The sequence below is a fragment of the Arthrobacter sp. 05L428 genome, from assembly GCF_056397665.1.
The window spans coordinates 161,658-186,499 of record NZ_JBFTNW010000006.1; the positions used below are offsets into that span (position 1 = coordinate 161,658).

A 24,842-nucleotide genomic window follows, 5' to 3' on the forward strand; every position below is an offset into this window, starting at 1 on the left:
GTGGTGCTAGCTTGTCCGGATGGACGTCCTCGACTGGCTGCTCGATTCCGACCCCGCCATCCGCTGGCAGGCCCTGCGCGACTTGACGGGCGCGGGCGCGGACGAACTGTCCGCCGAGCGGGCCCGCGTCGCTGCGCAGGGGTGGGGCGCCCGCCTGCTCGGGCTGCAGGCCGACGACGGGCAGTGGGACGGCGGCGCGTACTTCCCGGCGCCATTCGATGAATCCGAGCCGGGCCAGCCCTGGACCGCGACGACCTACAGCCTGCTGCTGCTCCGCGAGTTCGGGCTCGACCCCGGCAGCGAGGCAGCGCGCAACGCCGTCGCGCGTGTCCGGCAGAACAGCCGCTGGGAGGAAGCCGGCCAGCCGTTCTTCGAGGGCGAAGTGGAGCCCTGCATCAATGGGATGACCGTCGCGCTCGGTGCCTACTTCGGCGAGGACGTCGATGGCGTCGTGACGCGGTTGCTGGGGGAACAGCTCGACGACGGCGGCTGGAACTGTGAGGCGGAACGCGGGTCCACGCGATCCTCCTTCGACACCACCGTCAACGTCCTGGAAGGGCTGCTGGAGTACGGGCATGCAACCGGCGGCACTCCCGAGGTCACCGCGGCGCGGCGGCGCGGCGAGGAATACCTGCTCGAACGCGGCCTCCTCCGCCGCAAGAGCACCGGCGGGTTGATCGACCCGGCGTGGCTGCAGTTCTCCCACCCGGTCCGTTGGCACTACGACGTGCTCCGCGGCCTGGACTACCTCCGGGCCGCCGGGGCTGCCGTGGATGAGCGGACGGCCGAGGCAGTGGGCGTGGTGCGGTCCAAGCGGCAGCCCGACGGGACCTGGCACCTTGAGAATAGCCATCCGGGGCGGATCCACTTCCCGCTGGACGAGGGTGACGGCCGCCCGAGCCGCTGGAACACCCTGCGGGCCATGCGGGTCCTGGACTGGGCCGAACGCTCCTAAGGTGTTTGTAACTTCGATGGAATTATGGCTAAATTTGGGTGTAGGCATCGGAGTTTTTTGGGGGAAGCATGAACAAGGCGCAACGACGCGCTCATATGGAGCCGCCCTGCCCGGCGTGCGGTTCACGGGTGGTTCCGATCTGGAAAGACGTACGTCCCGTGGCGGCGCGCCAGCCGGACTGGCAGGTCAGCGCGAGGCAGTGCAGCAGCCAGGGCTGCAGCATGAACGATCCACAGAACTGGTAGCAGGGCGCCAGGGCCCCACTACTGGCCGATGATTTCCTCGGCGTTCTCCTGCACCCAGCCAAAGAGCGGCAGCAGGTGGTCGGTGAGTTCACGGCCCCGCGGCGTCAGGCTGTAGTCCACCCGCGGAGGAATGGTCGGCCGGGCCTCGCGGTACACCAGGCCGTCGCGCTCCAGCGTCTTCAGCGTCTGCGCCAGCATCTTTTCGCTGATGCCCTCGGCCCGGCGGCGCAATTCGCTCCAGCGCTGCTGCCCGTCGGCCAGTGCGATCAGAATCAGCACCCCCCACTTGCTCGTCACGTGGTCGAGCAGGGTCCGGCTTGCGCAACCGGCCGGAAATACGGGGCTCTCCGAACGCTGCGGGGACCGGGATGATTCATAACTAACCGTCACGTATGTACCTTACCTGAAAGTGCGTACTCTCTTCCGGGAAGTTTTGCCGCTGCGGGCCGGTTGTCCACCCCGGAAGAGCAAACACGTGAAAGGAATTTCCCATGAGCATCGTCGTCACCGGCGCCACCGGACAACTTGGCCGCCTTGTAATCGAATCCCTGCTGCAGCGCGGCGTCTCCGCAGGGCAGATCGTCGCCACCGGACGTGCCGTCGAACGGCTGGCGGAGTTCGCCGGCCGGGGCCTCCAGGTTAGGGCCATGGACTACGACGACGCCGCCACGGTCACCGACGCCCTTAAGGGCGCCACGAAGGTGCTGCTGATTTCCGGGAGTGAAGTCGGCCGGCGGGTGAGACAGCACCGCGCTGTGATCGATGCCGCCGTCGCCGAGAGCGTCGGACTGATCGCCTACACCAGCATCGCCAATGCGGACAGCACGGGCATGAAGCTGGCCGCCGAGCACCAGGCGACGGAGGCCCTGCTCGCGCAATCCGGACTCCCCTACGTGCTCCTGCGCAACGGCTGGTACCTGGAGAACTACACCGAGCAGCTTCAGGGGACGCTCGCACAGGGCGTGTTCGCCGGAAGCGCCGGCGACGGCAAGGTTAGCGCCGCGGCGCGCGCCGACTATGCCGAGGCAGCGGCTGCGGCCCTGCTGGCCGAGGACCAGGCCGGGAAAGTCTACGAACTCGGCGGCGACGAGGCCTTCTCTATGGCGGAACTGGCCGGCGAGATCGCCGAGGCCAGCGGGCAGCCGATCGCATATCAGGACCTGCCCGCGGCCGACTACGCCGCCATGCTGGCAGGATTCGGCGTGCCGTTGGACTTCGCCGATATCCTTGCGGACTCCGACCTGGGGATCGCTCGAGGAGACCTTCACGTCACTACGACTCAGCTACGCACGTTGATCGGCCGGCCCACAACACCCATGTCCGAGGCGGTCCGGTCGGCGGTATCCGCGCTTTAGGGGGCTCCAACCTCCCCTGGCAACCGGGCCGCGGCAGCCATGCCTCCACGGTTCCGGGCCCGACCGCGCTTGCCTTCGCACCGCGCGCGTCCGAAGATAGTCCGGAACCCGCCCGTGGACTGGAGGCCGCATGAGCGTTCTGAGTGCCGGCCTGCTGCTGTACCGGCGGGGTCCGCAGTCGCGGCTGGAAGTCTGGATCGGACACATGGGCGGGCCGTTCTGGGCGCGGAAGGATGCCGCGGCCTGGTCCATCCCCAAGGGCGAATACACCGAAGACGAAGACGCACTGGCGGCCGCGCGCCGCGAGTTCGCGGAGGAAATCGGCACCGCCCCGCCCGACGTCGATTACTTCCCGCTGGGCAGCTTCCGGCAGGCTTCGGGCAAGTTTGTCACCGTCTTCGCCGCCGAATGTGACTTCCGGCCGGAAAGGATCGTGAGCAACACCTTTTCGCTGGAGTGGCCAAGGGGATCGGGCATCGTCCGCAGCTACCCGGAGATCGACGACGCCGCGTGGTTCAGCGAGTCCGAGGCCCGCACGAAGCTGGTGCGCGGCCAGCTTCCGGTCCTGGACGCGCTCCTGGCGCACCTGCGGGAGGCAGGCTAGCCGCGGCCGCCAGCCACCGGTGTGACAGGATGCTGCATTGAATGTCACAACGGGCGCGGGAAGTGTGACAGAAACTGTCAGTTCACACGACGCTAGCCCGGGAGCAGCCATGCAACATGTAGGACGTCGACTGTCCGCCGTCACCGCGGCACTGGCCCTGAGCGTGGCGGGCGGCGCCGTCGCCGGCCCCGCCTCCGCGGCACCGCGCGAGACTGAAAAGACCGCGACGGCCATCGGCTACGGCGGCGCGGTGAGCACGGTGGACCCGGAGGCCTCGGCCGCCGCGATCGAGGTGCTCCGCAAGGGCGGCAACGCGGCAGACGCCGCCGTCGCCGCAGCCGCGACCCTGGGCGTGACCGAGCCGTACAGCGCCGGCATCGGCGGCGGCGGCTACTTCGTCTACTACGACGCAAAGACCGGCAAGGTCGGCACAGTCGACGGACGCGAGACTGCTCCGGCCGGGATGCCGCACGATGCGTTCATTGACCCGGCGACGGGCCAGCCCTACCGCTTCACCCCCGAGCTCGTCACCAGCGGCGTCGCCGTCGGCGTCCCTGGCACCCCCGCGACCTGGGAACGGGCACTCGAGCGCTGGGGCAGCCTGGGCCTTGGCGAGGCCCTCAAACCGGCCATCAAGGTGGCCACCCGAGGCTTCGTCGTGGACGGAACGTTCCGGCAGCAGACCCTCGACAACAAGGCCCGCTTCGCCGCATTCCCCGCGACCAGCAGCCTCTACCTGCCCGGCGGGGACGCTCCCGCCGTCGGCAGCATTTTCCAAAACCACGACCTGGCCGCGACTTACCGGCTCCTCGCGAAGCACGGCACGCGCGGCTTCTACAGCGGGCCGCTCGCTGCGGAAATCGCGGCCACCGTCCAGGCTCCAGCGAAGGCCGCCGGCACCAAGCTGCCCGTCCCGGCCGGATTCATGACAACGGCGGATCTCGCCGCCTACCGTGCGCTGGACCAGGATCCCACCCACGTGGACTACCGCGGCCTGGACGTCTACGGCATGGCGCCCTCCAGCAGCGGCGGCACCACGGTCGGCGAGGCGCTGAACATCCTGGACCCGTCCAATCTCTCCGGGATGTCCCGGGCCGGCGCCCTGCACCACTACCTGGAAGCCAGTGCCCTGGCGTTCGCCGACCGCGGCAAGTACGTCGGCGATCCGGCGCAGGTCGACGTGCCAACGGCCGCTCTCACCGACCCGCTCTTCGGCAAGGAACGCGCCTGCCGGATCGACCCGCAGCATGCCGCGGCCAAGCCGGTCGCACCGGGAAATGTGTCAGCGTACGACGGCGTGTGCCCGGCCGCCGCAGTGGCACCCGCCGACGAGAAGGACACCGAGAACATCTCGACGACGAATCTGACGGTCGCGGACAAGTGGGGCAACGTGGCGGAGTACACCCTCACGATCGAGCAGACCGGCGGATCCGGCATGGTGGTGCCCGGCCGCGGGTTCCTGCTCAACAACGAAATGACCGACTTCTCCACCGTGTACGACCCCAAGGATCCGAACCGGATCGAGCCGGGGAAGCGTCCGCGCTCCTCGATGGCGCCGACCATCATCCTGAAGGACGGGGCGCCGTTCCTCGCGCTCGGCTCCCCCGGCGGATCGACCATCATTACGACAGTGCTGCAGACCATCCTGAACCGGGTGGATCTGGGCATGACGATCTCCGAGGCGATTGCGGCACCGCGTGCGTCACAGCGGAACACGGCCAAGGTCACGGCCGAGCCGTCGTTCATCGCCGCGTACGGCACCGGGCTCGCGCCGTACGGCCATCAGTTCACACCGTCCGGGGATGCGTTCACCTCGGCGGCGGAGATCGGCGCGGCAACCGCGATCGAGTTCGGTCCGGGCGGGCGCCTGGTCGCGGCCGCCGAGCCGGTCCGGCGCGGCGGCGGTTCGGCGATGGTGCTCAACCGGTCTCGGTAACGGCGCCTTTCACGTACGCGGCCTGTCCCGCGTGCTGGAGGCAATCGGCGAGAATGCTGACCAGCCGCACCCCGAGCGTGACCGGCGGCTTCCAGCGGGTGTCCACGACGCGGTCGAGCTCCTCGTCGCTGAGGGATTCCAGGAACCCGACACTCTGCCGGTGGACGGCGTCGTAATAGTCCCGCAGCAACTCAGGCGGGGCCTGAACCGCGTCGACCTGCTCGGACGTGTGCCCGTAGCCGGTGTCCTGGACGGGCAGTGACAGGCCAAACCGTCCGGCGAAGCCCTGCGACGTCCACACCTGCTCCAAGCCGGCGGCGGGGGCGATTTGGGCATCCTCCCCACGGCTGAGGTGCCAGACCAGCCACGCAATCGGGTTTGCCTGGTCCGCCACCCGCCGGACCAGCAGCTCCGGGTCTATGTCTTCGAGGGTGGCGGCCACGATCTCGTGGATCCTGCCAAACCCGTCAAGCAGCAGTTCGTTGGCCTTCATTGCAGTCCCCTCCCGGCGCGCTTTCGCTGAGCCCCCATGCTGGCACGGCCGGAACCGGTTGCGCTATCACTTTTGGTTGTTCCGGGTGCGGCAGAGGGACCATAAGGGAAAGAGCATCCCCTACACCTTCCGGTGGATCGACTTGTAGCTGAGGTAGGCGTTGAGGCCCTCGACGCCATATTCGGTGCCGAGGCCGGAATCGTGCCGGCCGCCAAAGGGCGCCGCATGGTTGGAGGCGAAGAAGTTGATGCCCACCGAACCGGTGTCCATCCGTTCCGCCACCGCCATCGCCGTCCCGGGGTCGGAGCCGAACACCAGCCCGCCCAGGCCGAACTCGGTGTTGTTGGCCAACGCGACCGCTGCATCGGCGCTGCCTCCCGCGTCGTCGTACTTCAGGATGCAGATGACCGGTCCAAAGATCTCCTCGCGCGAGATCCGCATGGCGGGGGTGACGTCGGCGAACACGGTCGGCTCGACAAAGTAGCCGCCTTCGAGCCCGCCGCCCAGCGACGCGGCGCGGCCGCCGGTCGTGGCACGGGCGCCTTCGGCCAGGCCGGACTCCACGTATTCCAGAACGGTCCGGTACTGGGACTCCGTGGCGCACGGGCCAAACACGGTGTCAGGCTCCAGCGGGTCGCCCTGCTTGGCTGCCGCGATCGTGGCGGTGACCATGTCCACCACCTCCTCGTACCTGCTGGCGGGTGCCAGGATCCGGGTCGAGATGTAGCAGGTCTGCCCGGTGTTGCGCAGGCAGGAGCGGATCAGCACCTTGGACATGGCGTCCAAGTCCGCGTCCGGCAGCACAACCGCACTGGATTTTCCGCCGAGTTCGAGGGTGACAGGGCGCAACAGTTCGCCGCATGCCGCCGCGATCTTTCGGCCCACCGGCGTGGAACCCGTGAACGCCACCTTGTCCACGCCGGGGTGCTTCACGAGCTGATCCCCCAGCCGGCCGGATCCGGTGACAAGGTTGACGACGCCGGCCGGGACACCGGCCGCGGCCACCGCGTCAATGACCACCCGGAGGGACAACGGGGTGGGAGACGCCGGCTTGATCACCACGGTGCATCCGGCCAACAGCGCCGGGGCCAGCTTGATGACCACGAGGTTGATCGGAAAGTTCCACGGTGCGATCAGGGCGCACACGCCCACCGGATCGCGCCGGACAACAGATTCCCCGCTGCCCTTCGGGAAGGCCCGTACGTCCTCACGCTCCAGGTACTCGGCCAGGGTGGCGAAGTAGCGGAGGATCCCCGCGGCGTTGGCGGCGGCCCCGGCGGATTCGGATACCGGCGAGCCGTTCTCGCGGGTGTTCGTCAGGGACAGCTCCCCGGCCCGCTTCTCCACTTCCTCGGCGATGCGCAGCAGGTACGCGGCGCGGACCGACGGCGCCAGCCGCGGCCACTCGCCGGCGTCGAAAGCCCGGCGTGCGGAGACGACGGCGGCGTCGACGTCTTCGGCGGTGCCGTCCGGCACGGAGCCCCAGGCTTCGCCGGTGGCGGGGTCCGTGACCGGGTTGCGGCCGGTACCGCGTGCCGGGATCCAGGCGCCGTCGATGAAGAGGTCGTCGACGTGGGTGTAGGGCAGTTTGAGCGCGGCGCGGGCGGCCACGGCGGGGGCCTCGTGCGTGGCGGCGGTCATCGGATGACCGCCGTCTTGAGCAGGGCGGTGGAGCGGTCCAGGTCCGCGATGGCCATGTCGAACGCGGCCTGGGTGATGAGCTCGGGCACGATTTCCGAGGTCAGCCGCTCGGTGTAGGTCGCCGGGTCCATCTTGAACCAGGAGGAGGCCAGGGCGATCCCAGCCTGGTCGAAGCGCCACAGCCGGTCGGCGTCGCGCATCAGTGCGTCCTCCAGCGAATAGGCCACGGGGCGGGTGTCATGCCCGTCAATGATCGCGCAGACGCGCTCGATGAATTCGGCGTCGTAGCCCAGGTCCGGGAGCACCCGGCGGGCGACGTCGCAGCCTTGCTTTTCGTGTTCATACCGGATGGCGGCCTTGCGCCAGTCCCCGGCGAAGCCCTCGGAGATGATCCGGGATTCGTCCACGTGGGCCCAGCCGGTGTCGTGCAGCACCGTGGCCACCCGGACCAATTCGGCGTCGGCATCCGGATAGGCCCGGCAGAGCCGCTCCGCGTAGGCGAGCGAGATAGGCAGGTGAATGTCGTTGCCTCGGGTGCGGGTCTCGTGCACTACTGCCCGCCAGAGCCCGTCCAGTTCTCCTAGGGCCGCGGGGGTAGTGGCGATCGGGGCCGTGTCCACCGGTCCCGGCGCCGGAATCGGCCGGACCGGATAAGCGGCGGCGAAGTCCGCGGCCGCGGGGTGGGCAGGGGCGACAGCAGTAGTCCCGGCTGTGGCAGTGCCGGCGTCGGCAACCGGCGTCTTGGGGGTGGTCATAGTGCTCCTTCGGGTGGGGCTGGCCGGAGGCGGCTAGCTGTCCGTGGTGATCGTCTTGAGGGGTGTAGCCGGGTCCGCGGCGGCGTCGGCGGGGATGTTCTGGCCTTTGGCGAGGGCGTTCTTGACCGCCATGAAGTCCAGCGGCGCGTTGACGCAGTCCGCGGCGATGATGCGGCCCTGCCGGTAGTAGAGGACGCTGAACTTGCCCCGTTCCTGGTCCTGCCGCAGCACCGTCTGGTCGTAGCCGCTGCAGAGTCCGGCGATCTGGAGCTTGAGGTCGGCCTGGTTGGACCAGAACCACGGGATGCCGGCATATTCCTCGCGCCGCCCGGTGAGCGAATAGGCGGCCACCTTGGCGTGCTCGATCGCGTTGTTGACACTCTCGAGCCGGATCCGCTCCCCCGGTTCCGAGCCGGGGACCGGGTTGGGCATGTTGGCACAGTCGCCGATGGCCACCGTGGTCCCGTCCGAGGCCAGCGCGAAGCGGTCCACGACGATCCCGTTGTCCACGGCCAGGCCAAGCTGTTCGGCCAGCTGGGTGTTCGGGATGACGCCGATGCCGACCAGCACGATCTGCGCGGGCAGCACCGTGCCGTCCTGGAGTTCGACGCCGGCGACCCTGCGGCCGTCGCCCGGGGCGTTGTCACCGGCGCCGGCTGCGGTGAAGCGCTTGGCGCTCGTGTTCAGCCGGATGTCCAAGCCCCGGGCACGGTGGGCCTGCAGGAAGTACTCGGCGGTTTCCTCGCCGACGGCGCGGCCCACCAGCCGCGGACCGAATTCGAGCACGGTGACGTTCTTGCCCATCTTTTGCAGGCTGGACGCGGCTTCGAGGCCGATGAATCCGCCGCCGATCACCACCACGTCGGTGGCATCCTCCACCCGGGCCTTGAGCGCCAGGGCGTCGTCGGCGTTGCGCAGGTAGAGGACGCCGTCGAGGTCCCCGCCCTCAATCTCCAGTTTTCGGGCGCGGGCGCCCACGGTGAGGGCGAGCCGCGTGAAGGGGAACTGCCGCCCGGAGGAGGAATGCGCCACCCCGGACCCGTCGGCTTCCTTCTCGATCCGGACGATGTATTCGCCCTTGACCAGCTCCACGTTGTGCTCGGCCCAGTACTCGTTGGAGCGGAAGATCAGGGATTCGCTCTCCACCGTGCCCTGCAGGAACTCCTTGGACAGGGCCGGGCGCTGGTAGGGCCGGTGGTCCTCGTCGCCAAGCAGGGTGATGTGCTCGTCGAAGCCGAGCGCCCGCAGCGACACCGCGAGCTGGACGCCGGACTGGCTGGCGCCGATGATCAGCAGGCCGGTGCGGGTGGGGCTTGCAGTTTCGGGACCGGCTGCGCCGGCCGTTTCGGCGGACGTCTGCTGCGCCGCGGCAACGTGGGTTTCCACGGCTACACCTGGGTTTCCGGGGTGGTGACGAACAGTTCGATCTCGTCCGTCAGGCGCAGCTGGCAGGACAGCCGCGAGTTGTCCTCGCGGTCCACGGCCGTGCCGTAGAGCATCTCGTCCTCCATGTCCTCCATCGGTGGAAGCTCCGCGAGGCAGTCCTCGCGGACAAAGACGTGGCAGGTGGCGCAGGACAGCGAGCCGCCGCATTCGGCCACGATGCCGGGGACGCCGTTGCGCACCGCGGTCTCCATGACGGAATCCCCGGGGTTGCCCTGCACGTCGCGGACGGCGCCATCGGCGTCGGTGAAATGAACCGTTGGCATTGGTCCTCCTTGGGTAGAAAGTCGCTTGGAAATTTGGAGCCGGCGCTCAGATGAACTGGCGGCCGCCGTCGACCACCATGGTCTGGCCGGTGTAGTAGGAACTGTCCGGGCCGGCCAGGAAAAGCGCCGCACCCACGATGTCTTCCGGCTGGCTGGCCCGCTTGATGGCACCCCGGTCCACGCCGTAGTTCTCGGCGTTCTCCATCAGCCCATAGCTGGCTTCGGTGAGGGTGAAGCCGGGGGCGATCGCGTTGACGGTAATCCCCCGCCGGCCCAGTTCCTTGGCCAGCACCCGGGTCAGGGCCACCACACCGCCTTTCGAGGCGACGTAGTGCAGCCACTGCTCCGAGCCGCTGAAGATCGTGGCGCTGGAGAGGTTGATGACGCGCCCGCCCTCGGGCAGGAACGGGCTCGCCGCCCGGGTGACGAGCCAGGGGCCCTTGAGGTTGACGTTCATCACCAGGTCCCATTCGGCCGGGTCAATGTCCTCGAACGGGCTGCGGGTCACCCCGGCGTACACCGCCGCGTTGTTGAGCACGACGTCGATGCTTCCGCTACCGAAGTCCGCGCAGTCTTTTGCGAGGGCCTCGGTGGAGTCGACGCTGGTGACGTCGGCGTAGAAGGCGGCCGCCTCGGCCCCGGTATCCAGGACCAGTTTGGCTGTTTCCTCAGCGCCCGCCAGGTTCACGTCCGCCACCGCCACGCGGTAGCCGCGGCGGGCGAAGCCGAGCGCGAACGCCCGGCCCAGCCCGCCGGCGGCACCGGTGATCAGGACGGTGCGGGCCGGCTGGTCCGTGCGCCCGTCTTCTGCGGGGTTCATCGTCGCATCAGACATGGCTGTGGCTGTGCGCTCCGGGTCCGGTGACCGCCAGTTCGTCTTCGGCGTCGAGGATCTGCACGGTCCCCTTGGTGCCGTCCACCCGCAGCCGCTGTCCGGTCTTGATCGTGGTGGACGCGGAGCCGGTCCCGGTCACGGCCGGGAGCCCGTATTCCCGGCAGACGATCGCCGCGTGGCTCATCATGCCGCCGATGTCCGTGACCGTTGCCTTGATCTTGCCGAAGATCGGGCCCCAGGACGGTGCCGTGACGGTCGCGACCAGGATTTCGCCCTGCTGCACTTCGGAGAGCTGGTCGGCGTCGGTGACGACGCGGGCCAGGCCTTCGACGACGCCGGGTGAGGCCGCCATGCCGCGCAGGCCGCCGCCCTCCACCGCTTCGCCGGCACCCAGCCACTGCTGGACCTGCTCGGTGGTGATGCCCCAGAGCATCCGGGTGAACGGTTCGGTGATGATTTCCGGCGGGGTGTTCAGCGCGGGCGCCGGCCGCGCCGTCTTCAGTGCGTCCACGATCCCGCGGCGGCGTTCGATCTCCTCCGGCCAGTAGTCCGGGCCGATCGGCTTCGCGCCGACGCCCCAGCCGGTGACGAGGTCGAAGAGCGCGTCGCGGACCTCGTTGCGGCCCAGGTAGAGCAGGTCGTCCGGCTCGGTCCAGAAGCCTTCGCCCTGCATCATGCGGCTGAGCTCGCGGATTTTGCGCCAGAAGACGCCCATGGTCCAGTGCTCGATGTAGAAGTTGTGGTTCTCCACGTACGGGTAGGCGGTCGCGGCGAGCCCGCGCTTGGCGTCGAACAGTGCCTGGTTTTCGCCTTCCAGCAGCTCCCGGTATTCCTCGATGATGCGGTCGCGTTCGAGGATCAGGGCCTCGACCGGGCGCATGATTTCCTGGCCCTCGTCCACCCGCCGGACGTAGTCCGCGATGTAGCCGAGCGGGATTTCCTGGTGTTCGTTCCAGTACTTGTCGTGGCCGTAGAAGCCATTGCCCACGGTGAAGTTGAACCACGGGTCCTTGGCGGCCTCATACTGGGCAATCCAGCGGTCCCCGCCGGGGGCGGCCGCGATCGCAGCGAGGGTGGCCTCGACGTCGTCGGGGTTGCCGAAGCGGGATTGCAGCCCGAGTTCGACGGCGAGCTTGGCGAGCTGCTTGAGCTCGTCATCCGGACGGAACAGCTCCATGTCCACGCCCTGCACCATGGTGGCGATCGACTGGTCCGGGATGTTGGGGAAGACCTGCTTGCAGAAGTTGAAGAAGTCCAGGTAGGCGATGTAGCCGAGGTTGAGGAACTCGAAGTGGTATTGCCAGTTCTGGTAGGCCAGCTGGATGAGCCGGTCGTAGCTTTCCAGCAGCTTCTCGGAGCCGTCCTTGCCCTTGCCGGAGAGGATATCCTCCATCGGGACCACGTCCGGGAGCTTGGGGAAGGAGATGGTTTCCATCTCGTCGATGGTGCCCTTGACCTTGACATGCCACTGCTTGAGGAGCTGGTCCCAGTTCTGGAAGTAGTGGCCCACGCGCTGCTCGAACAGGGGGACCCGCGCGGCGATCTGGTCCTCGGGGACCGGGATGGGCGACATGTACAGGTAGCCCAGGTGCACCCTGAATTCGATGCCGTTGGCGTTCGGGATCATCAGATGCCGGGCGTTGTACTGGCCCAGGCACTTGACCGCGAATTCGCCGCCGATGGTCTCGAAGGGCTTGAAGACTGTGGGCCAGTGCTGGCTGTCGCAGAACCAGAACTTGGCGTCCTCCTGCTCCTTGAGCTTGTCCTGGAAGACCAGGTAATACGGGTAGATCTTTTCCCAGCCCTCGGCGCCGGCGGGGACCGCGAGCTCGGAGGGTTTGGGGAAGGACTTCAGGGACATGGCGGTCCTTTCAAGGCGGGCTCATCGTTGAGCCGTGGTGGGAGGGCGGAACGGGGGGCAACAGCGGGTACTAGGCGGACGCCTTGGGCGTCCCGGCGCTGAATCCGCTGAAGAAGCCTCCAGCGACCACCGGTTGCGGGGCCGTGACGACGGCGGGCTTGGAGGAGTGGACGGTTTCCGGGCGGGACTGCAGCAGGAGCAGGTTCGCGCCGTCCGGCAGGTCCGTGTCAAGGGCCCACTCGATGTCCTGCGGGCACTTGTAGTGTTTCTCCGCGCGCTTGGCCATCAGCGCCACGGCGCTGAGTTCAGCGTCGCTGAGGCTGCGCCGGCCGCGGCGTTCGGCGTCGACTTCCCGCTCCACCAGGCGGCCGGCAACGGCGTCCGGGACGAGTTCGGCGTGCTTGTCGCCGAGGTGTTCGGAGATGACGGCCAAGGTGACTTTGTCCAGCATGATGTTGTCCGGGGTGACCTGGCCTGAGACCACCATCTCGCCGACGCCGTAAGAGGAGTCGATGGTGATCTTGGAGCGGTCGCCGTTGGTGGGGTCCATGGTGATCGCGACGCCGGAGACGCGGGCGTTGACCATCTTCTGCACCACGACGGCCATCGAGAGGCCCTCGTTGGGGATGCTGTTCTTCAGCCGGTAAATGATGGCGCGGGAGGTGAACAGCGATGCCCAGCACTGCCGGATGTGATCGGTGACGGCCTTGACGCCGTGCAGCCAGAGATAGGTGTCCTGCTGGCCGGCGAAGGAGGCGTCCGGGAGGTCCTCGGCGGTGGCGCTGGAGCGCACGGCCACCGGCACGGGCGCCTCGAAGCGTGACATCAGGGCCTCGTAGGCGCCGACGGTGAGCTCGCGCAGCGCTTGCGGCACCGGGCGGGAGCAGATGTCCTCGCGGATGGCGGCCGAGACCTTATCCACCTGGCCCATGTCCTCGGGGTCGAGATCGGCCAGGAGCTGGTGAATATGCCGGGTGATGCCGGCTTCCTGCATAAAGGCGTCAAACTGCGCGGTGGTGACCACGAAGCCTGGCGGGACGGGCATGCCGGCGGAAGTCATGGTGACCAGGGACGCGCCCTTGCCGCCAAGGTTGTCGAGCTTCGGTTCGATGCCGCCGTCGAAGAACTGGATGTACTCGTTGCTTTGCATTTTCCTTAGGCCTTCCAGCTGACGGGGACGGTCTCGGGGACGCGGAAGGACAGGTTTTCGCGGAAGGTGATGGCTTCCGGGTTCTCCAGCTGCAGTTCCGGGGCGAGCCGGGCCACTTCCTCAAGGGCAATCTTGGCCTGGAGCTTGGCGAGCATGTTGCCCAGGCAGTAGTGGATGCCGAACCCGAAGGAGAGGTGCTCGCGGGCGTTGGGACGGCTGATGTCGAAGACCTCGCCGGCGTCGAACTTGTTCTCGTCACGGTTGGCAGAGCCCATCAGGAGCAGCAGCTGCGCGCCTTCCTCGATGGGGACGCCGCCGACTTCGGTGTCTGTGAGCGCCTTGCGCCGCCAGCCGACGATCGAGCCGGCGTAGCGGAGCACCTCTTCGATTGCGGCGGGGATCTTCTTGGGGTCCTCGACCAGCTGCTTCCACTGGCCCGGGCGGGCCAGGAGCTCGCGGAGGGCGTTGGAGATCAGCGTGGTGGTGGTCTCGTGGCCGGCGAAAAGCAGGCTGTACAGGACCGAGGCGATCTCATGGTCGGAGATCTCGGCACCCTCCTGCTGCGCCTTTACCAGGTCCGCGGTGAGGTTGTCGCCGCCCTCCTCATGGGCCACCTTGACCAGGCGGAGGCATTCCTGCCAGTACTCCACCAGGTTGTGGGCGTGCGGGATCTGTTCCTCGTCGCTGAGGTCGCCCCAGGTCATCGCCGCGCGGGAATCGCTCCAGCGCTTGAAGGTGTCCACCTGGGAGACATCCGCGCCGATGAGGGTGAGGATGGTGATGGTGGGGACGTCGTAGGCGAGATCCTTGACCATGTCGCCGCGGTGTTCCGGGTGGGCCAGCATCTTCTCCAGCAGGTCGACGACGTTCTGCCGGATGAACGGTTCCAGCGCCTTGTAGCGGCGCGGCGTGAAGGCTTTCTGGACCACGGCGCGGATGCGGGTGTGCTCCGGCGGGCGCCGCGCCGACAGGCCCGAGTAGGCGGTGAACCCGCCCTCTTCCATGATCTTCTTCGCCGCAGCGCCGCGCTCGCGGACCGGGGCCTGGGCATTTTCGCTGGAGAAGGTCTCCCAGTCCTCAAAGACGGCCTTGATGTCGTCATAGCGGGAGACGACGTAGAGGCCCACCCGCTCGTCGAACATCACGGGCTGCTCGGCCCGGAGTTCAGCATAGGCGGGAAACGGATCCTTCATCTGGAACGGCTCATAGCCGTGGTGCCCTGCGGGGGCTTCGGCGCCGTGTCCAAAGGGACAGCGGCCGGCCGTTTCCGTCGAGGGTGACATCTAAGCTCCTAGGTTTTCGGTCCCGCCGGCAGCGCCAGTGCATGCCGGGGTTCTTATCTCCCAGTGTGGCCCCGGTCACTCCCCGCGGATAGCGTGTGCTTCCACTGGGTGGAAAGGACTTGTTCCAGGGCCGGGCCCGGCCGATCCCCCTGGACAGCGTCGGGCCGGGGGTGCGGGGTGCGGCCCGGGGTGCGGGGGCACTTCGACGCGGCCACGCCGCCAACACAGCGGCCGACGTCGAAGATTGCCGTCAAAGTGCTTGCCGTCAAAGTGCCCCCGGACGGACCCTCCGGCGCCGGGAGCAGACAGCACTCGGGGCGTGCCCGGCTCAGTCCGTGCCGGCGACGTGGCTGCCCAGCAGCGTCTCCAGCGGGATCCTCGCGGTGGCACGCTCAATCTGGGCTGCGATGCCCCGCAGGACGGGCAGGTGCCGGGTCATTGTGGCGGCCTGGCTGGTGGGAAGCACCAGGCCGATGGAGGCGCCGATCCTGCCGGTATGGAAGACCGGGACCGCGATCGAACAGGAGCCCAGCCGCACCTCCTCCAGCGTGGTGGCGTACCCCTGCTCCCGGATCTGGACCAGTTCCGCGGCCAGCTTTTTGGGGTCCACATGGGTGTGGGCGGTGTGCCGCTCCAGCTGCCGGTTCAGGTACGCGTCCCGGACCCAGTCCTGCTCGTAAGCCAGGATCACCTTGCCGACGGCGGTCGCGTGCATGGGCAGCCGGCCGCCGACCCGGGAGGCCCGCGGCACCCGTTTTGAACCGTAAACGCGGTCGATATAGAGCACCTCGTGGCCGGCCCGGACCGCAAGGTGCGCGGTTTCCCCCGTGAGCGAGAACAAATCCTGCACGTAGGGCCTGGCCGCGTCACGCAGCTGCCTCCCCGTGTTCTGCGCCAGCTCCCACAGCCGGATGCCCAGCTGGTAGCGCCCGTTCGGTTCCCGGGACAGGAATCCCCACGCGGTGAGTTCGGTGACCAGCCGGTGGGCAGTACTCAGCGGCAGCCCGGATTTCTCGGCGATCCCGGTCAGGCTGAGGGCACCACGGGATGTTTCGAAGGCTTCCAGGATGGCGAGGACCTTCGAGGTAACGGTCCTGCCGGGTTCGCTGCTGCCGCCAGCCATCCTGACCTCCTTGTCGAGGGCTCATCCCGCCCTGGTCCGGCCGCCGTCCGGCCGGACGGCCGGCGGTGGGCCGTGGACAGGTCGGCGGTGCATCAAAATGAAGCGAGTCTAGTCCGGACCGGGTTGGTCCGGGGCTCCGAACACGCAACGCGGGGTCACGTGGCGTCCACCCGGGGCTCCGGAATGGGCGCCAGGTGACCCCGCGTCGGGGTTTGCCTAGGCGGAGATACGGTCCGTCAGGCGGGAGAGAGGCTCGCGGACCGCGGGCACGCCGTCGCCGTCCTGGCCGTACAGCCAGTCGTTGTACTGGAAATCATTGTCCTTCCGGCTCTTGAAGAGCAGGTTGCGCAGCGTCCGGGCCAGTCCGGAGACGTGCCAGGATTCGCCCCAGACGCGGGCGGTGCGCTGGACCCGGGCGGTGCGGCCGGCGCGGGTGTCGTTGAACTCCTTGATCGCGCCGTCCCAGGCTTCCGGCTTCACGCCGTGGCCGGTGAAGACCGTGCCCGCGGTGGCGTCCTGCAGCGCGGCAGCGTCCTCCAGCGCTTGGCAGGCACCCTGGGCGAGATACTGAAGCATCGGGTGCGCGGCGTCGCCCATCAGCACCATCCGGCCGGCGACCCAGTTTTCGATCGGGTCGCGGTCGTACATGGGCCAGCGGATGCCGGTGGCCAGGTTCTTCAGCGCTTCCTGGACGGCCGGGACGCAGTCCTTGTACGCAGCCTCGAGCTCGTCCACTCCCCCGTACTGCTCTTCGCCGCGCTCGAAGGAGGGGGACTTGAAGACGGCCACGGTGTTGAGCAGCTCGCCCTTGCGCAGCGGGTATTGCACCAGGTGGCAGTCCGGTCCGAGGTAGACGATGACGTCCTCGAGGTCGGCCTTGGGGGTTTTGTCGGTGATCGGGACGGTGCCGCGGTAGGCCACGTAGGCCGAGGAGACCGGCTCGTCGTCGGTCACGAGCGGGCGCAGGGTGGACCGGAGTCCGTCGGCGCCGATCACGACGTCGGCCTCGTAGTCCACTCCGGCGGCGGTGTGGGCCACGCCGCGGCCGTTGACGGTTTCTACGCTCTCGACCATGACGTCGTTGACGAGCTTGACGCCGGCGACCTCGCAGCCTTCGAGCAGGACCCGGTGCAGGTCGCTGCGGTGGATCACGACGTAGGGTGCGCCGTAGCGCTCCGCAAATTCCCCGCCGAGGGTCTGGCGGGTGAGCTCCTCGCCGGTAACGGCGTCGCGGAACACTAGGTGTTTGGGCTGGACACCGATTTCCAGGGCCTTTTCCAGCAGGCCCCAGCGCTTCAGGACGCGGGAGGCGTTGGGGGCCATCTGCAGCCCGGCGCCGACCTCGCCGAATTCGGGGGCCCGCTCCACGAGGGTGACGTTGGCGCCATTTTCACGCAGCGCGAGGGCTCCGGCCAGTCCGGCCATTCCCCCTCCGATGACCAGGACGTCAGTGGACGTGGCGTGCTCAGACATGGCTTGCTCCTTGCGGGATCGAGATTTTGCATTTGAGTTTGAGTCCGACGACGACCAGCAGGACCGCGGCAATGGCGGCTGCGCCGGCGAAGGCCAGGAAATTGGAGTTGACGCCCAGCCCGGCGGCCAGCAGGAGGCCGCCGACCTGGGGTGCGGCGACGGCGCCGATCCGGCCCGTTCCCAGCGCCCAGCCCAGCGCGGTGCCGCGCAGGTGTCCGGGGTAGTGGCTCGCGACGGCGGCGATGATCAGGCACTGCGTGCCGTGGGTTCCGACGCCGGCGAGGACGAGCATGAGGTAGACGACGGTGACGGACGGTCCGGTTACCAGGACCACGAGGGCGCCGGCGGCGACGGCTGCCGCGGCAATCGCCGTCGGGATCGGACCGAAGCGGGTCCCGGCCCAGGCCGTGAGCACCGAGCCGGCCACCGCCCCGAGGTTCAGGGCCAGTGCGAAGGTCAGGGCGGAGCCCAGGTTGTAGCCTGCCAACTGCATGAGGTTCGGCAGCCAGGTGCCCAACCCGTACCAGGCGAAAAGGGTGGCGATCGTGGCCAGGGCGAACAGCATGCTGATCCCCAGGTACGGGGCGCGGAGCAGGGACGAGAAGCCGGCCGGTTCCTTGAGCGTGCCGCCCTTCCGGGACGGCTTCGCTGCCACCCCGCCGCTGGCGGCCGGGGCGAGCGTTTCCGGCAGGTACTTCAGCCCCAGCGGCACGACGACCAGCAGGGCCAGCACGGCCACCAGGAACATGGATTCCCAGCCGAAGACCGGGATCAACTGGATCCCGACGAGGGCTGCGATGGACCCGCCGATCGGGACGCCGGACATCATCAGGGTAGCGATGGTGGACCGCCACTTGGTGGGGACCAGCTCGGCCACGAGAGCGTTGGCCGAGGGCACCAGCCCGCCGAGGCCAATGCCGGCCAGGAGCCGAAGGACGCCGAAAACGGGGGCGCTGGGGGCAAAGGCGCAAAGGATGGTGAAAACCGAGAAGACGATGGCGCAGCCGAGGATGGTGCGGCGGCGCCCCCAGGAATCGGCCATCCGGCCGGCGAAGATCGCACCGATCATCATGCCGACGAAGGCCATCGAACCGATGGTGCCCGCGGTGGCCTTGCTCAGGCCCCAACCGGTCTCGGAGATCAGGGAGGACTGGACGGTGCCGTAGACGATCAGGTCGTAGCCGTCGAAGACGACGAGGAGCCAGCAGACGAGCACAGCCGCCGCCGAGGCTTTGGAGAACCGGGAGGCTGGACCGCCAGCGGCGGTGGGGCCGGGAGTCGCCGGCGCGGACCGTTGCGGCGCTGCAACAGAAGATGTGTGATTCATGCCACTACTGTCCTAGCCGCCGCGGATGAACCACAATACAATTCTGATGTGCAGAACAAGCCATCATCTTCCTCCGCCCGGAAGCCCGTGCAGAAACGGCCCACCTATTCCATCGAGGCTGTCGACAACGCACTGCAGCTCCTGCAGCTGCTCCGCGACGGCGGGCCGCTGCGGCTCAAGGACGCCGCCGCGGAGCTCGGCGTCGCCCCTTCCACCGCCCATCGCCTGCTGGCAATGCTGGTTTATCGGGGGTTCGCCGTGCAGGATGAGACCCGCCGCTACGTCCCGGGCCCGGCGATGGGCGTCGGGCCGGCCGGGCTGGCCTGGACCAGGCTGCTCCGGACGCTCGCGCAGCCGCACATGGAACTCCTCTCCGCCCAGCTCAACGAGACCGTCAACCTGATGGTGCGGGTCGGCACGAAGGTCCGCTTTCTGGCCACGGTGGAGGGGAACAATGTCCTGCGGGTGGGCGACCGGCAGGGGACGGTCATGCCGGCCAACAAGACGTCCGGAGGCAAGGCCATGCTTGCCGAACTGGAACCGCCCATGATCGACCAGCTCTTCCGCAGCAACAATGCCGAGATTGGCGGGGACACCATCGCGGACGCGGAGTACCCGGCATTCCTGCGCGAACTGGAGTCCATCCGCAGCAACGGCTTCGCCGCGAATTTCGAAGGCACCGAGGAAGGGGTCAGCGCCCTCGGGATGGCCCTGCACAACCGGCACGGCCAAGTCGTCGGCGCGCTCAGCGTCGCAACTCCCGCAACCCGCTTCCGGCGGGTGTTCGACGCCGGGCTGGTCGCCGCCCTGCGGGAAACCTGCCGGCAGCTGGAGATCGATATCGCCGCGAATCCCGCCGAACCGGACTAAACACTCGGCAGGGCACCCGGCAGGCCCGTCCGGCAATTCTGGCTGGCAGAATATGTTGGAGGTCACACTGGGTGCTCCGTATGGTCGAACTACGCCGAAAAACTGTTCTGACCTACCGAGGAGGCCCACGTGTCCATCAGCGCCGAGAACACGACCCATGAATCAGTGGCCGCGGGGCACACTGCTCCGGAGCCCACGCCCGAAGAGGCCGCCCAGCTGCAGGAGCTGTACCGCGACTTTGACCGCGAGAACCTGATTCCGCTCTGGACCGAGATCGCGGACCTGATGCCGATGGTCCCGAGCCCGAAGGCGGTCCCCCACATCTGGCGGTGGAGCGATCTGTACCCGCTGGCCGCCCGTGCCGGCGACCTCGTCCCGGTGGGCCGCGGCGGTGAACGGCGCGCCATCGCGCTGGCGAACCCCGGCCTGGGCAACACCCCGTACGCCACGCCCACGCTGTGGGCGGCCATCCAGTACCTCGGTGCCCGCGAGACGGCCCCGGAGCACCGCCACTCGCAGAACGCCTTCCGCTTCGTGGTCGAGGGTGAAGGTGTCTGGACGGTCGTGAACGGCGACCCGGTGCGGATGTCCCGCGGCGACTTCCTGCTGACCCCGGGCTGGAACTTCCACGGCCACCACAACGACACCGACGAGCCGATGGCTTGGATCGACGGCTTGGACATCCCGTTCGTGCACTACGCCGACGCCGGCTTCTTCGAGTTCGGCACCGAGCGCGTCACCGACGAAGCCACCCCGGACATCTCCCGGTCCGAGCGGCTCTGGGCCCACCCGGGCCTGCGCCCGCTCTCCGGACTGGACGACACCACCAGCTCCCCCATCGCGGCCTACCGCTGGGAATACACGGACCGTGCCCTGCGCGAGCAGCTGTTGCTGGAGGACGAGGGCCACCCCGCCACCGTGTCCCAGGGCCACGCTGCCGTCCGCTACACCAACCCGACCACCGGCGGCGACGTCATGCCGACCATCCGGGCCGAGTTCCACCGGCTGCGCGCCGGCGCCACCACCGAAGCCCTGCACGAGGTGGGCTCCAGCGTTTGGCAGGTCTTCGAGGGATCCGGCTCCGTGGTCCTCAACGGCGAAACCCGGACCCTCGCGAAGGGCGACCTCTTCGTGGTCCCGTCCTGGACTGAATGGTCCTTGCAGGGGGACCTGCAGGCCGAGACTGAGTTTGACCTCTTCCGGTTCAGCGACGCCCCCATTTTCGAACGACTGAACTTCAGCCGCACCTACACCGAAGGACGCAAGAACGCATGAGACTCCTCACCCTCCGCACCGGCAAAGCCACCGGCACCGGCACTTCCACCGTGGCCGTCCGCCAGGACGGCGACACCCTGACTGAGATTGACGGCTTCGCCGACGTCGGAGCGCTGCTCCGCTCCGCTGACTGGGAAGCGATTGCGCGGAACGCGGCTGGCGCTACCCACCCGCTCGAGGGCGCGGACCTTGACGCCGTCGTCCCCTCCCCCGGCAAGATCATCTGCGTGGGCCACAACTACCGCAACCACATCAAGGAGATGGGCCGGGAAGTCCCCGAGTTCCCCACCCTGTTCGCCAAATACGCCGAATCCCTGATCGGACCCAACGATGACCTCGCCCTCCCGCAGGAATCCGACACCGTCGACTGGGAGTCCGAACTCGCCGTCGTGATCGGCAAGACGGGCCGCCGGATCTCCGAAGCCGACGCGAAAGACCACATCGCCGGGTACGCCGTGCTCAACGACGTGTCCATGCGGGACTACCAGTTCCGCACCATCCAGTGGCTGCAGGGCAAGACCTGGGAGAAGTCCACACCGTTCGGTCCTGCCCTGGTCACCAAGGACGAGTTCAGCGGCGGCCTCATGACCACCGAGGTCGGCGGCGAGATCCAGCAGCAGACGCCCACCACCGACGTCGTCTTCACCCCGGAGTTCCTGGTCTCCTACATCTCCACCATCATCACGCTGAACCCCGGCGACGTGATCGCCACCGGCACCCCCGGCGGCGTGGGCCACGCCCAGGACCCGAAGCGGTACCTGCAGGAGGGCCAGCTCCTGGTCACCACGATCGAGGGCCTGGGCCAGCTGAAAAACCGCGTGGTCAAGGAAGCCTGATGGTTGCCCGCCACGACCAGACGACGGACCCGGAGCTGCTGGCGGCTTTGCTGCAGGCGCGCCGCGGCACAGCGTTCTTCGCCCGCAAGCTCAACGAGCTCTCCGACGCGGACCTCGACGGCGACTCGCTGCTGCCGGGCTGGAGCCGTCGCCACATTACGGCGCACATCGGCTACAACGCCCGGGCCATCGCCCGGCTCATCGAGTGGGCGGCCACCGGGGTGGAGACCCCAATGTACGCCTCCACCGAGGTCCGCGACCATGAGATCGACTTCGGCGCCACGCTGACCCCGATTGCGCTGCGGCACCTGTTCGACCACTCCGCCGTGCACCTGAACGTCGAATGGCGGGACCTCCCGGAGGACGCCTGGCACCACAAAGTGCGCACCATCCAGGGCCGGGAAGTCCCGGCCACGGAAACGGTCTGGATGCGGAGCCGGGAAGTCTGGATGCACGCCGTGGACCTGGGCAACGGGGCCGCCTTCCGGGACATCCCCGTTCCCGTCCTGGAGCGGCTGCTGGCGGACATCACGGGAGCCTGGAAGGCCCGCGGCACCGACGCCGGACTGAGGCTCGAGGTCACGGACCGCGGCCTCACGCTCGGGGACACGACGGCGGCGACCCCCACGGTGGTCTCCGGACCGCTGCCCGCCGTCGTCGAATGGGCCGCCGGCCGCGGCCAAAGCGGCGTCACCGCTTCGGGGCCCGCCACGCACGGCACGGTTCCCGCCGCGCCGAAGTGGATCTGAGGCCAGCTCAACGGTCGACGAGCGGGAGGCTCCCTCGCCTGAACAGTTCAGGCGAGGGAGGCTCCCGCCTTCGGGTGTGCTTGCCTCCGTCCGGGGGTACTCCCGGCGCGCTCCAGCCCGGTTTTCGGCTGAAACAACGACGCCGGTCCGGAGACACGCCGGAGTGTTCCGCGCGTCGGAGCTAACAACCGGGCAGGAACGCGGCCTCGGCTCCCGGCCCGGATCGGATAGCCGCGGTTGTGCTAGATTTCGGCCCATGACCTCGCACCCGCCAAGCCACCATGCCGACGCGCCCGCCGCCGCCGCTATCGGGCTGTTGGCGAGGCAGGGCTATGACGCAACGTCCGTAGAAGACCTTGCGGACGCCGCGGGCATGAGCCGCAGCACCTTCTTTCGGAAGTTCGGCTCCAAGGAGGATGTGGTCTTCGCGGACCACGAGCGGATCCTGCGACAGGTGACGGACAGCCTGGCGGAAACGATGCAGGAACCACTGGCAGCGATCGGGGACGCGGCGCTGCTGGTTTTCAACCACCACTTGCGGAACGGGGAATCGTCCCGGGCGCGCTATGAACTGATGCAGGCCGTCCCCGCGCTGCGGGACCGGGAACTGGTCACCTCGCACCGGTACGAGAGGGCGTTCCTCCAGCACCTGCTGGACAAGCTGCCCGACGCCGAGCGCCGCGAGTACAAGGCCGTCTCCTTCGCCGCGGCCGTCGTCGCGGTCCACAACGCCTTCCTCCGGCGCTGGCTTCGCAGCGGGGCGGCCCAGGAAACCGAGTCGGCCGCCCGGGACAGGGCAACGGCGCTCGCGAACGAGCTTCAGGCCCTCTCCGAGATCTTCCGGCCAGTCTTACTGGGCTCCGGACCGGCGCACCCGGCCCCCGCCGTCGTCGTGACTGTCCTCGCGGCGGGCGCAGACAAGGACGCGATAGTGCAGGCCGTCCGCGATGCCCTGCCCTAGGCTCGACACGCCACTACTGGCACTGAGTTTCTTGACGTGAGACTCCGTTTCAATGCATCCTTAGTCGGTGTGGCCTGAACCACACTACGCGGGGCGGAGAAACCCTGCGCCCCAGACAGAGGACTTACCCATGACGACGACGTCGCCCGGTTCCGGGCTCACCGCCACAGCGGCCACGGACGAATTTCCGCTCGGCACGGTCGAACCCGACTACGTGCTCACCGAAGCCCTGGGCACGGATCCCGCCTCCGTGTTCGCCAAGATCGGCGACGAGGACCGCGGCTACTGGGAACGTGCCCGCAACTTCGTCCAGGCTGAGGTACTTCCAGTCATAGACAGTTACTGGGAGCGCGCCGAGTATCCGCTGCACCTCCTACGCCGCCTCGGCCAGCTGGACCTGCTGCGCGACGGCGTCCCCGTGGAAGGGTTCCCCGCGATGACCAGCATGGCCGCCGGCCTGGTGAACATGGAGATCAGCCGAGGCGACGGCTCCGTGGCGACCATGATCGCGGTCCAGGGCGGGCTCGCCCTGCGGTCCGTAGCGGAGTGCGGGTCTGCCGAGCAGAAGGAACGCTGGCTGCCGGCGATCGCCGCCGGCACGGAATACGCCGCGTTTGCGCTGACGGAACCGACCCACGGCTCGGATTCGGTGGCCCTTGAATCCACAGCCACCAGCACGGAGGGCGGCTTCCTTCTCAACGGCGAAAAGAAGTGGATCGGCAACGGCTCCGTCGGCGGCGTCAGCGTGGTGTGGGCCAGGGGTGAGGACGGCCAGGTTCACGGCTATCTGGTACCGCAGGACTCCCCCGGCTACTCCGCTACAAGGATCGAAGGCAAGCTGGCCTTGCGTGCCATCTGGCAGGCCCACATACGGCTCGAAAACGTCTTCGTCCCGCAGGAGAACGTGCTGCCGGGGGCGCGGACCTTCAAGGACACGGCCCGCGTCCTGCTGGCGACCCGGCTCGGCGTCGCCTGGTCCGCCGTCGGACATGCCACCGCCTGCTACGAAACCGCCGTTCAGTACGCCAAGCAGCGCGTGCAGTTCGGCCGTCCGCTGGCGGCTTCCCAGATCGTGCAGGAAAGACTGGCCCGGATGCTCAGCGAACTGGCCACCATGCAGCTGATGGTCGTCCAGATGACCCGCCTCGACGAAGAAGGGTCGCTCACCCCCGAGCAAGCCTCACTGGCCAAATACACCTGCACCCGCACAGCCCGCGGCATTGCCTCCAATGCCCGGGATCTCCTCGGCGGCAACGGCATCCTGCTGGCCAACCGCGTCGCCCGGCATTTGGCCGACATCGAAGCCATCCACACCTACGAGGGCACCGAGACCATGCAGGCGCTCATCATCGGCCGCGGAATCACCGGCACCTCAGCCTTCGCCTGACCAACGTTGTTCCTCGGAA

General features: G+C 68.3%; 24 protein-coding genes. 11 read left to right on the forward strand and 13 right to left on the reverse strand.

Translation table 11 applies throughout. The features are described 5' to 3' along the window. The first annotated feature begins 19 nt into the window (after window positions 1–19). Both AC1DH3_RS12600 and AC1DH3_RS12605 read left to right on the forward strand, forming a co-directional pair. Window positions 20–955, forward strand: coding sequence for a prenyltransferase/squalene oxidase repeat-containing protein (locus AC1DH3_RS12600; RefSeq protein ID WP_476909430.1), 936 nt, complete (start codon window positions 20–22; stop codon window positions 953–955). Between the two features lie 95 nt (window positions 956–1,050). Continuing rightward, entirely contained in the window at window positions 1,051–1,200 is a 150-nt protein-coding gene (locus AC1DH3_RS12605) for a hypothetical protein (protein WP_476892683.1), read from the forward strand. Between the two features lie 18 nt (window positions 1,201–1,218). On the opposite strand, the gene AC1DH3_RS12610 is transcribed toward AC1DH3_RS12605, so the two are convergent. Beyond that, complete coding sequence (locus tag AC1DH3_RS12610) at window positions 1,219–1,590, reverse strand: winged helix-turn-helix transcriptional regulator (RefSeq protein ID WP_476909431.1); 372 nt, start codon at window positions 1,588–1,590, stop codon at window positions 1,219–1,221. A 101-nt stretch (window positions 1,591–1,691) separates the two neighbouring features. Here AC1DH3_RS12610 and AC1DH3_RS12615 point away from each other — a divergent pair, with 101 nt between their 5' ends. The 3 genes from AC1DH3_RS12615 to ggt all read left to right on the forward strand — a co-directional run bounded on the left by AC1DH3_RS12615 (window position 1,692) and on the right by ggt (window position 5,095). Then, window positions 1,692–2,555, forward strand: coding sequence for an SDR family oxidoreductase (locus AC1DH3_RS12615; RefSeq protein WP_476909432.1), 864 nt, complete (start codon window positions 1,692–1,694; stop codon window positions 2,553–2,555). A 130-nt stretch (window positions 2,556–2,685) separates the two neighbouring features. Then, complete coding sequence (locus AC1DH3_RS12620; RefSeq protein WP_476909433.1) at window positions 2,686–3,159, forward strand: NUDIX hydrolase; 474 nt, start codon at window positions 2,686–2,688, stop codon at window positions 3,157–3,159. Between the two features lie 109 nt (window positions 3,160–3,268). Then, window positions 3,269–5,095: a gamma-glutamyltransferase gene (gene ggt / locus AC1DH3_RS12625; RefSeq protein WP_441418620.1), complete on the forward strand. Its 1,827-nt coding sequence runs from the start codon at window positions 3,269–3,271 to the stop codon at window positions 5,093–5,095. Here the strand turns inward: ggt and AC1DH3_RS12630 are convergent. The 12 genes from AC1DH3_RS12630 to AC1DH3_RS12685 all read right to left on the reverse strand — a co-directional run bounded on the left by AC1DH3_RS12630 (window position 5,079) and on the right by AC1DH3_RS12685 (window position 18,745). Continuing rightward, a complete protein-coding gene (locus tag AC1DH3_RS12630; protein WP_441418619.1) occupies window positions 5,079–5,588 on the reverse strand; it encodes a mycothiol transferase in 510 nt (169 codons plus the stop codon). The genes ggt and AC1DH3_RS12630 overlap by 17 nt on opposite strands. 120 nt (window positions 5,589–5,708) lie before the next feature. After that, window positions 5,709–7,229: an aldehyde dehydrogenase family protein gene (locus AC1DH3_RS12635; protein WP_441418618.1), complete on the reverse strand. Its 1,521-nt coding sequence runs from the start codon at window positions 7,227–7,229 to the stop codon at window positions 5,709–5,711. After that, entirely contained in the window at window positions 7,226–7,984 is a 759-nt protein-coding gene (locus AC1DH3_RS12640; RefSeq protein WP_441418617.1) for an HD domain-containing protein, read from the reverse strand. The genes AC1DH3_RS12635 and AC1DH3_RS12640 overlap by 4 nt, the downstream gene beginning before the upstream one ends. Before the next feature lie 33 nt (window positions 7,985–8,017). After that, window positions 8,018–9,280, reverse strand: a complete 1,263-nt coding sequence (locus AC1DH3_RS12645) for an NAD(P)/FAD-dependent oxidoreductase (protein ID WP_441418748.1) — start codon at window positions 9,278–9,280, stop codon at window positions 8,018–8,020. Window positions 9,281–9,372: 92 nt separating this feature from the next. Next, window positions 9,373–9,693, reverse strand: a complete 321-nt coding sequence (locus AC1DH3_RS12650) for a 2Fe-2S iron-sulfur cluster-binding protein (RefSeq protein WP_441418616.1) — start codon at window positions 9,691–9,693, stop codon at window positions 9,373–9,375. 46 nt (window positions 9,694–9,739) lie between these two features. Next, a complete protein-coding gene (locus tag AC1DH3_RS12655) occupies window positions 9,740–10,513 on the reverse strand; it encodes an SDR family NAD(P)-dependent oxidoreductase (protein WP_441418615.1) in 774 nt (257 codons plus the stop codon). A 7-nt stretch (window positions 10,514–10,520) separates the two neighbouring features. Then, entirely contained in the window at window positions 10,521–12,389 is a 1,869-nt protein-coding gene (locus AC1DH3_RS12660; RefSeq protein ID WP_441418614.1) for a PEP-utilizing enzyme, read from the reverse strand. A 70-nt stretch (window positions 12,390–12,459) separates the two neighbouring features. After that, entirely contained in the window at window positions 12,460–13,539 is a 1,080-nt protein-coding gene (locus tag AC1DH3_RS12665; protein ID WP_441418613.1) for a PEP/pyruvate-binding domain-containing protein, read from the reverse strand. A 5-nt stretch (window positions 13,540–13,544) separates the two neighbouring features. After that, on the reverse strand, window positions 13,545–14,822 hold the full coding sequence (locus AC1DH3_RS12670; RefSeq protein WP_476909434.1) for a cytochrome P450: 1,278 nt from the start codon (window positions 14,820–14,822) through the stop codon (window positions 13,545–13,547). A gap of 328 nt (window positions 14,823–15,150) precedes the next feature. After that, a complete protein-coding gene (locus AC1DH3_RS12675; protein WP_441418611.1) occupies window positions 15,151–15,945 on the reverse strand; it encodes an IclR family transcriptional regulator in 795 nt (264 codons plus the stop codon). 216 nt (window positions 15,946–16,161) lie between these two features. After that, on the reverse strand, window positions 16,162–17,418 hold the full coding sequence (locus tag AC1DH3_RS12680) for an FAD-dependent oxidoreductase (protein WP_476909435.1): 1,257 nt from the start codon (window positions 17,416–17,418) through the stop codon (window positions 16,162–16,164). Further along, entirely contained in the window at window positions 17,411–18,745 is a 1,335-nt protein-coding gene (locus AC1DH3_RS12685; RefSeq protein WP_476909436.1) for an MFS transporter, read from the reverse strand. The genes AC1DH3_RS12680 and AC1DH3_RS12685 overlap by 8 nt, the downstream gene beginning before the upstream one ends. A 48-nt stretch (window positions 18,746–18,793) precedes the next feature. Between AC1DH3_RS12685 and AC1DH3_RS12690 the strand changes: the two genes are divergently transcribed. The 6 genes from AC1DH3_RS12690 (at window position 18,794) to AC1DH3_RS12715 (ending at window position 24,823) form a co-directional block, all read left to right on the forward strand. Next, window positions 18,794–19,615 (forward strand): IclR family transcriptional regulator, encoded by an 822-nt coding sequence (locus AC1DH3_RS12690; RefSeq protein WP_476909437.1) that lies wholly within the window; start codon window positions 18,794–18,796, stop codon window positions 19,613–19,615. A 129-nt stretch (window positions 19,616–19,744) separates the two neighbouring features. Beyond that, the gene (locus AC1DH3_RS12695; RefSeq protein ID WP_476909438.1) at window positions 19,745–20,890 is read left to right on the forward strand and encodes a cupin domain-containing protein; all 1,146 of its coding nucleotides are present in this window, start codon (window positions 19,745–19,747) and stop codon (window positions 20,888–20,890) included. Continuing rightward, window positions 20,887–21,726: a fumarylacetoacetate hydrolase family protein gene (locus AC1DH3_RS12700; protein ID WP_476909439.1), complete on the forward strand. Its 840-nt coding sequence runs from the start codon at window positions 20,887–20,889 to the stop codon at window positions 21,724–21,726. Before AC1DH3_RS12695 ends, AC1DH3_RS12700 begins: the two co-directional genes overlap by 4 nt. Further along, window positions 21,726–22,475: a maleylpyruvate isomerase family mycothiol-dependent enzyme gene (locus AC1DH3_RS12705; RefSeq protein ID WP_476909440.1), complete on the forward strand. Its 750-nt coding sequence runs from the start codon at window positions 21,726–21,728 to the stop codon at window positions 22,473–22,475. The genes AC1DH3_RS12700 and AC1DH3_RS12705 overlap by 1 nt, the downstream gene beginning before the upstream one ends. 256 nt (window positions 22,476–22,731) lie before the next feature. Next, window positions 22,732–23,436, forward strand: coding sequence for a TetR/AcrR family transcriptional regulator (locus AC1DH3_RS12710; RefSeq protein WP_476909441.1), 705 nt, complete (start codon window positions 22,732–22,734; stop codon window positions 23,434–23,436). A 130-nt stretch (window positions 23,437–23,566) separates the two neighbouring features. Beyond that, a complete protein-coding gene (locus AC1DH3_RS12715; RefSeq protein WP_476909442.1) occupies window positions 23,567–24,823 on the forward strand; it encodes an acyl-CoA dehydrogenase family protein in 1,257 nt (418 codons plus the stop codon). Window positions 24,824–24,842: the final 19 nt, after the last annotated feature.

What these genes read in the sequence shown, in the direction of transcription:
- AC1DH3_RS12600 (WP_476909430.1), top strand. Translation starts at nt 20, where the DNA reads ATGGACGTCCTCGACTGGCTGCTCGATTCCGACCCCGCCATCCGCTGG.
- AC1DH3_RS12605 (WP_476892683.1), top strand. Translation starts at nt 1,051, where the DNA reads ATGGAGCCGCCCTGCCCGGCGTGCGGTTCACGGGTGGTTCCGATCTGG.
- AC1DH3_RS12615 (WP_476909432.1), top strand. Translation starts at nt 1,692, where the DNA reads ATGAGCATCGTCGTCACCGGCGCCACCGGACAACTTGGCCGCCTTGTA.
- AC1DH3_RS12620 (WP_476909433.1), top strand. Translation starts at nt 2,686, where the DNA reads ATGAGCGTTCTGAGTGCCGGCCTGCTGCTGTACCGGCGGGGTCCGCAG.
- ggt (WP_441418620.1), top strand. Translation starts at nt 3,269, where the DNA reads ATGCAACATGTAGGACGTCGACTGTCCGCCGTCACCGCGGCACTGGCC.
- AC1DH3_RS12630 (WP_441418619.1), bottom strand. Translation starts at nt 5,588, where the DNA reads ATGAAGGCCAACGAACTGCTGCTTGACGGGTTTGGCAGGATCCACGAG.
- AC1DH3_RS12635 (WP_441418618.1), bottom strand. Translation starts at nt 7,229, where the DNA reads ATGACCGCCGCCACGCACGAGGCCCCCGCCGTGGCCGCCCGCGCCGCG.
- AC1DH3_RS12640 (WP_441418617.1), bottom strand. Translation starts at nt 7,984, where the DNA reads ATGACCACCCCCAAGACGCCGGTTGCCGACGCCGGCACTGCCACAGCC.
- AC1DH3_RS12650 (WP_441418616.1), bottom strand. Translation starts at nt 9,693, where the DNA reads ATGCCAACGGTTCATTTCACCGACGCCGATGGCGCCGTCCGCGACGTG.
- AC1DH3_RS12655 (WP_441418615.1), bottom strand. Translation starts at nt 10,513, where the DNA reads ATGAACCCCGCAGAAGACGGGCGCACGGACCAGCCGGCCCGCACCGTC.
- AC1DH3_RS12660 (WP_441418614.1), bottom strand. Translation starts at nt 12,389, where the DNA reads ATGTCCCTGAAGTCCTTCCCCAAACCCTCCGAGCTCGCGGTCCCCGCC.
- AC1DH3_RS12665 (WP_441418613.1), bottom strand. Translation starts at nt 13,539, where the DNA reads ATGCAAAGCAACGAGTACATCCAGTTCTTCGACGGCGGCATCGAACCG.
- AC1DH3_RS12670 (WP_476909434.1), bottom strand. Translation starts at nt 14,822, where the DNA reads ATGTCACCCTCGACGGAAACGGCCGGCCGCTGTCCCTTTGGACACGGC.
- AC1DH3_RS12675 (WP_441418611.1), bottom strand. Translation starts at nt 15,945, where the DNA reads ATGGCTGGCGGCAGCAGCGAACCCGGCAGGACCGTTACCTCGAAGGTC.
- AC1DH3_RS12680 (WP_476909435.1), bottom strand. Translation starts at nt 17,418, where the DNA reads ATGTCTGAGCACGCCACGTCCACTGACGTCCTGGTCATCGGAGGGGGA.
- AC1DH3_RS12685 (WP_476909436.1), bottom strand. Translation starts at nt 18,745, where the DNA reads ATGAATCACACATCTTCTGTTGCAGCGCCGCAACGGTCCGCGCCGGCG.
- AC1DH3_RS12700 (WP_476909439.1), top strand. Translation starts at nt 20,887, where the DNA reads ATGAGACTCCTCACCCTCCGCACCGGCAAAGCCACCGGCACCGGCACT.
- AC1DH3_RS12705 (WP_476909440.1), top strand. Translation starts at nt 21,726, where the DNA reads ATGGTTGCCCGCCACGACCAGACGACGGACCCGGAGCTGCTGGCGGCT.
- AC1DH3_RS12710 (WP_476909441.1), top strand. Translation starts at nt 22,732, where the DNA reads ATGACCTCGCACCCGCCAAGCCACCATGCCGACGCGCCCGCCGCCGCC.
- AC1DH3_RS12715 (WP_476909442.1), top strand. Translation starts at nt 23,567, where the DNA reads ATGACGACGACGTCGCCCGGTTCCGGGCTCACCGCCACAGCGGCCACG.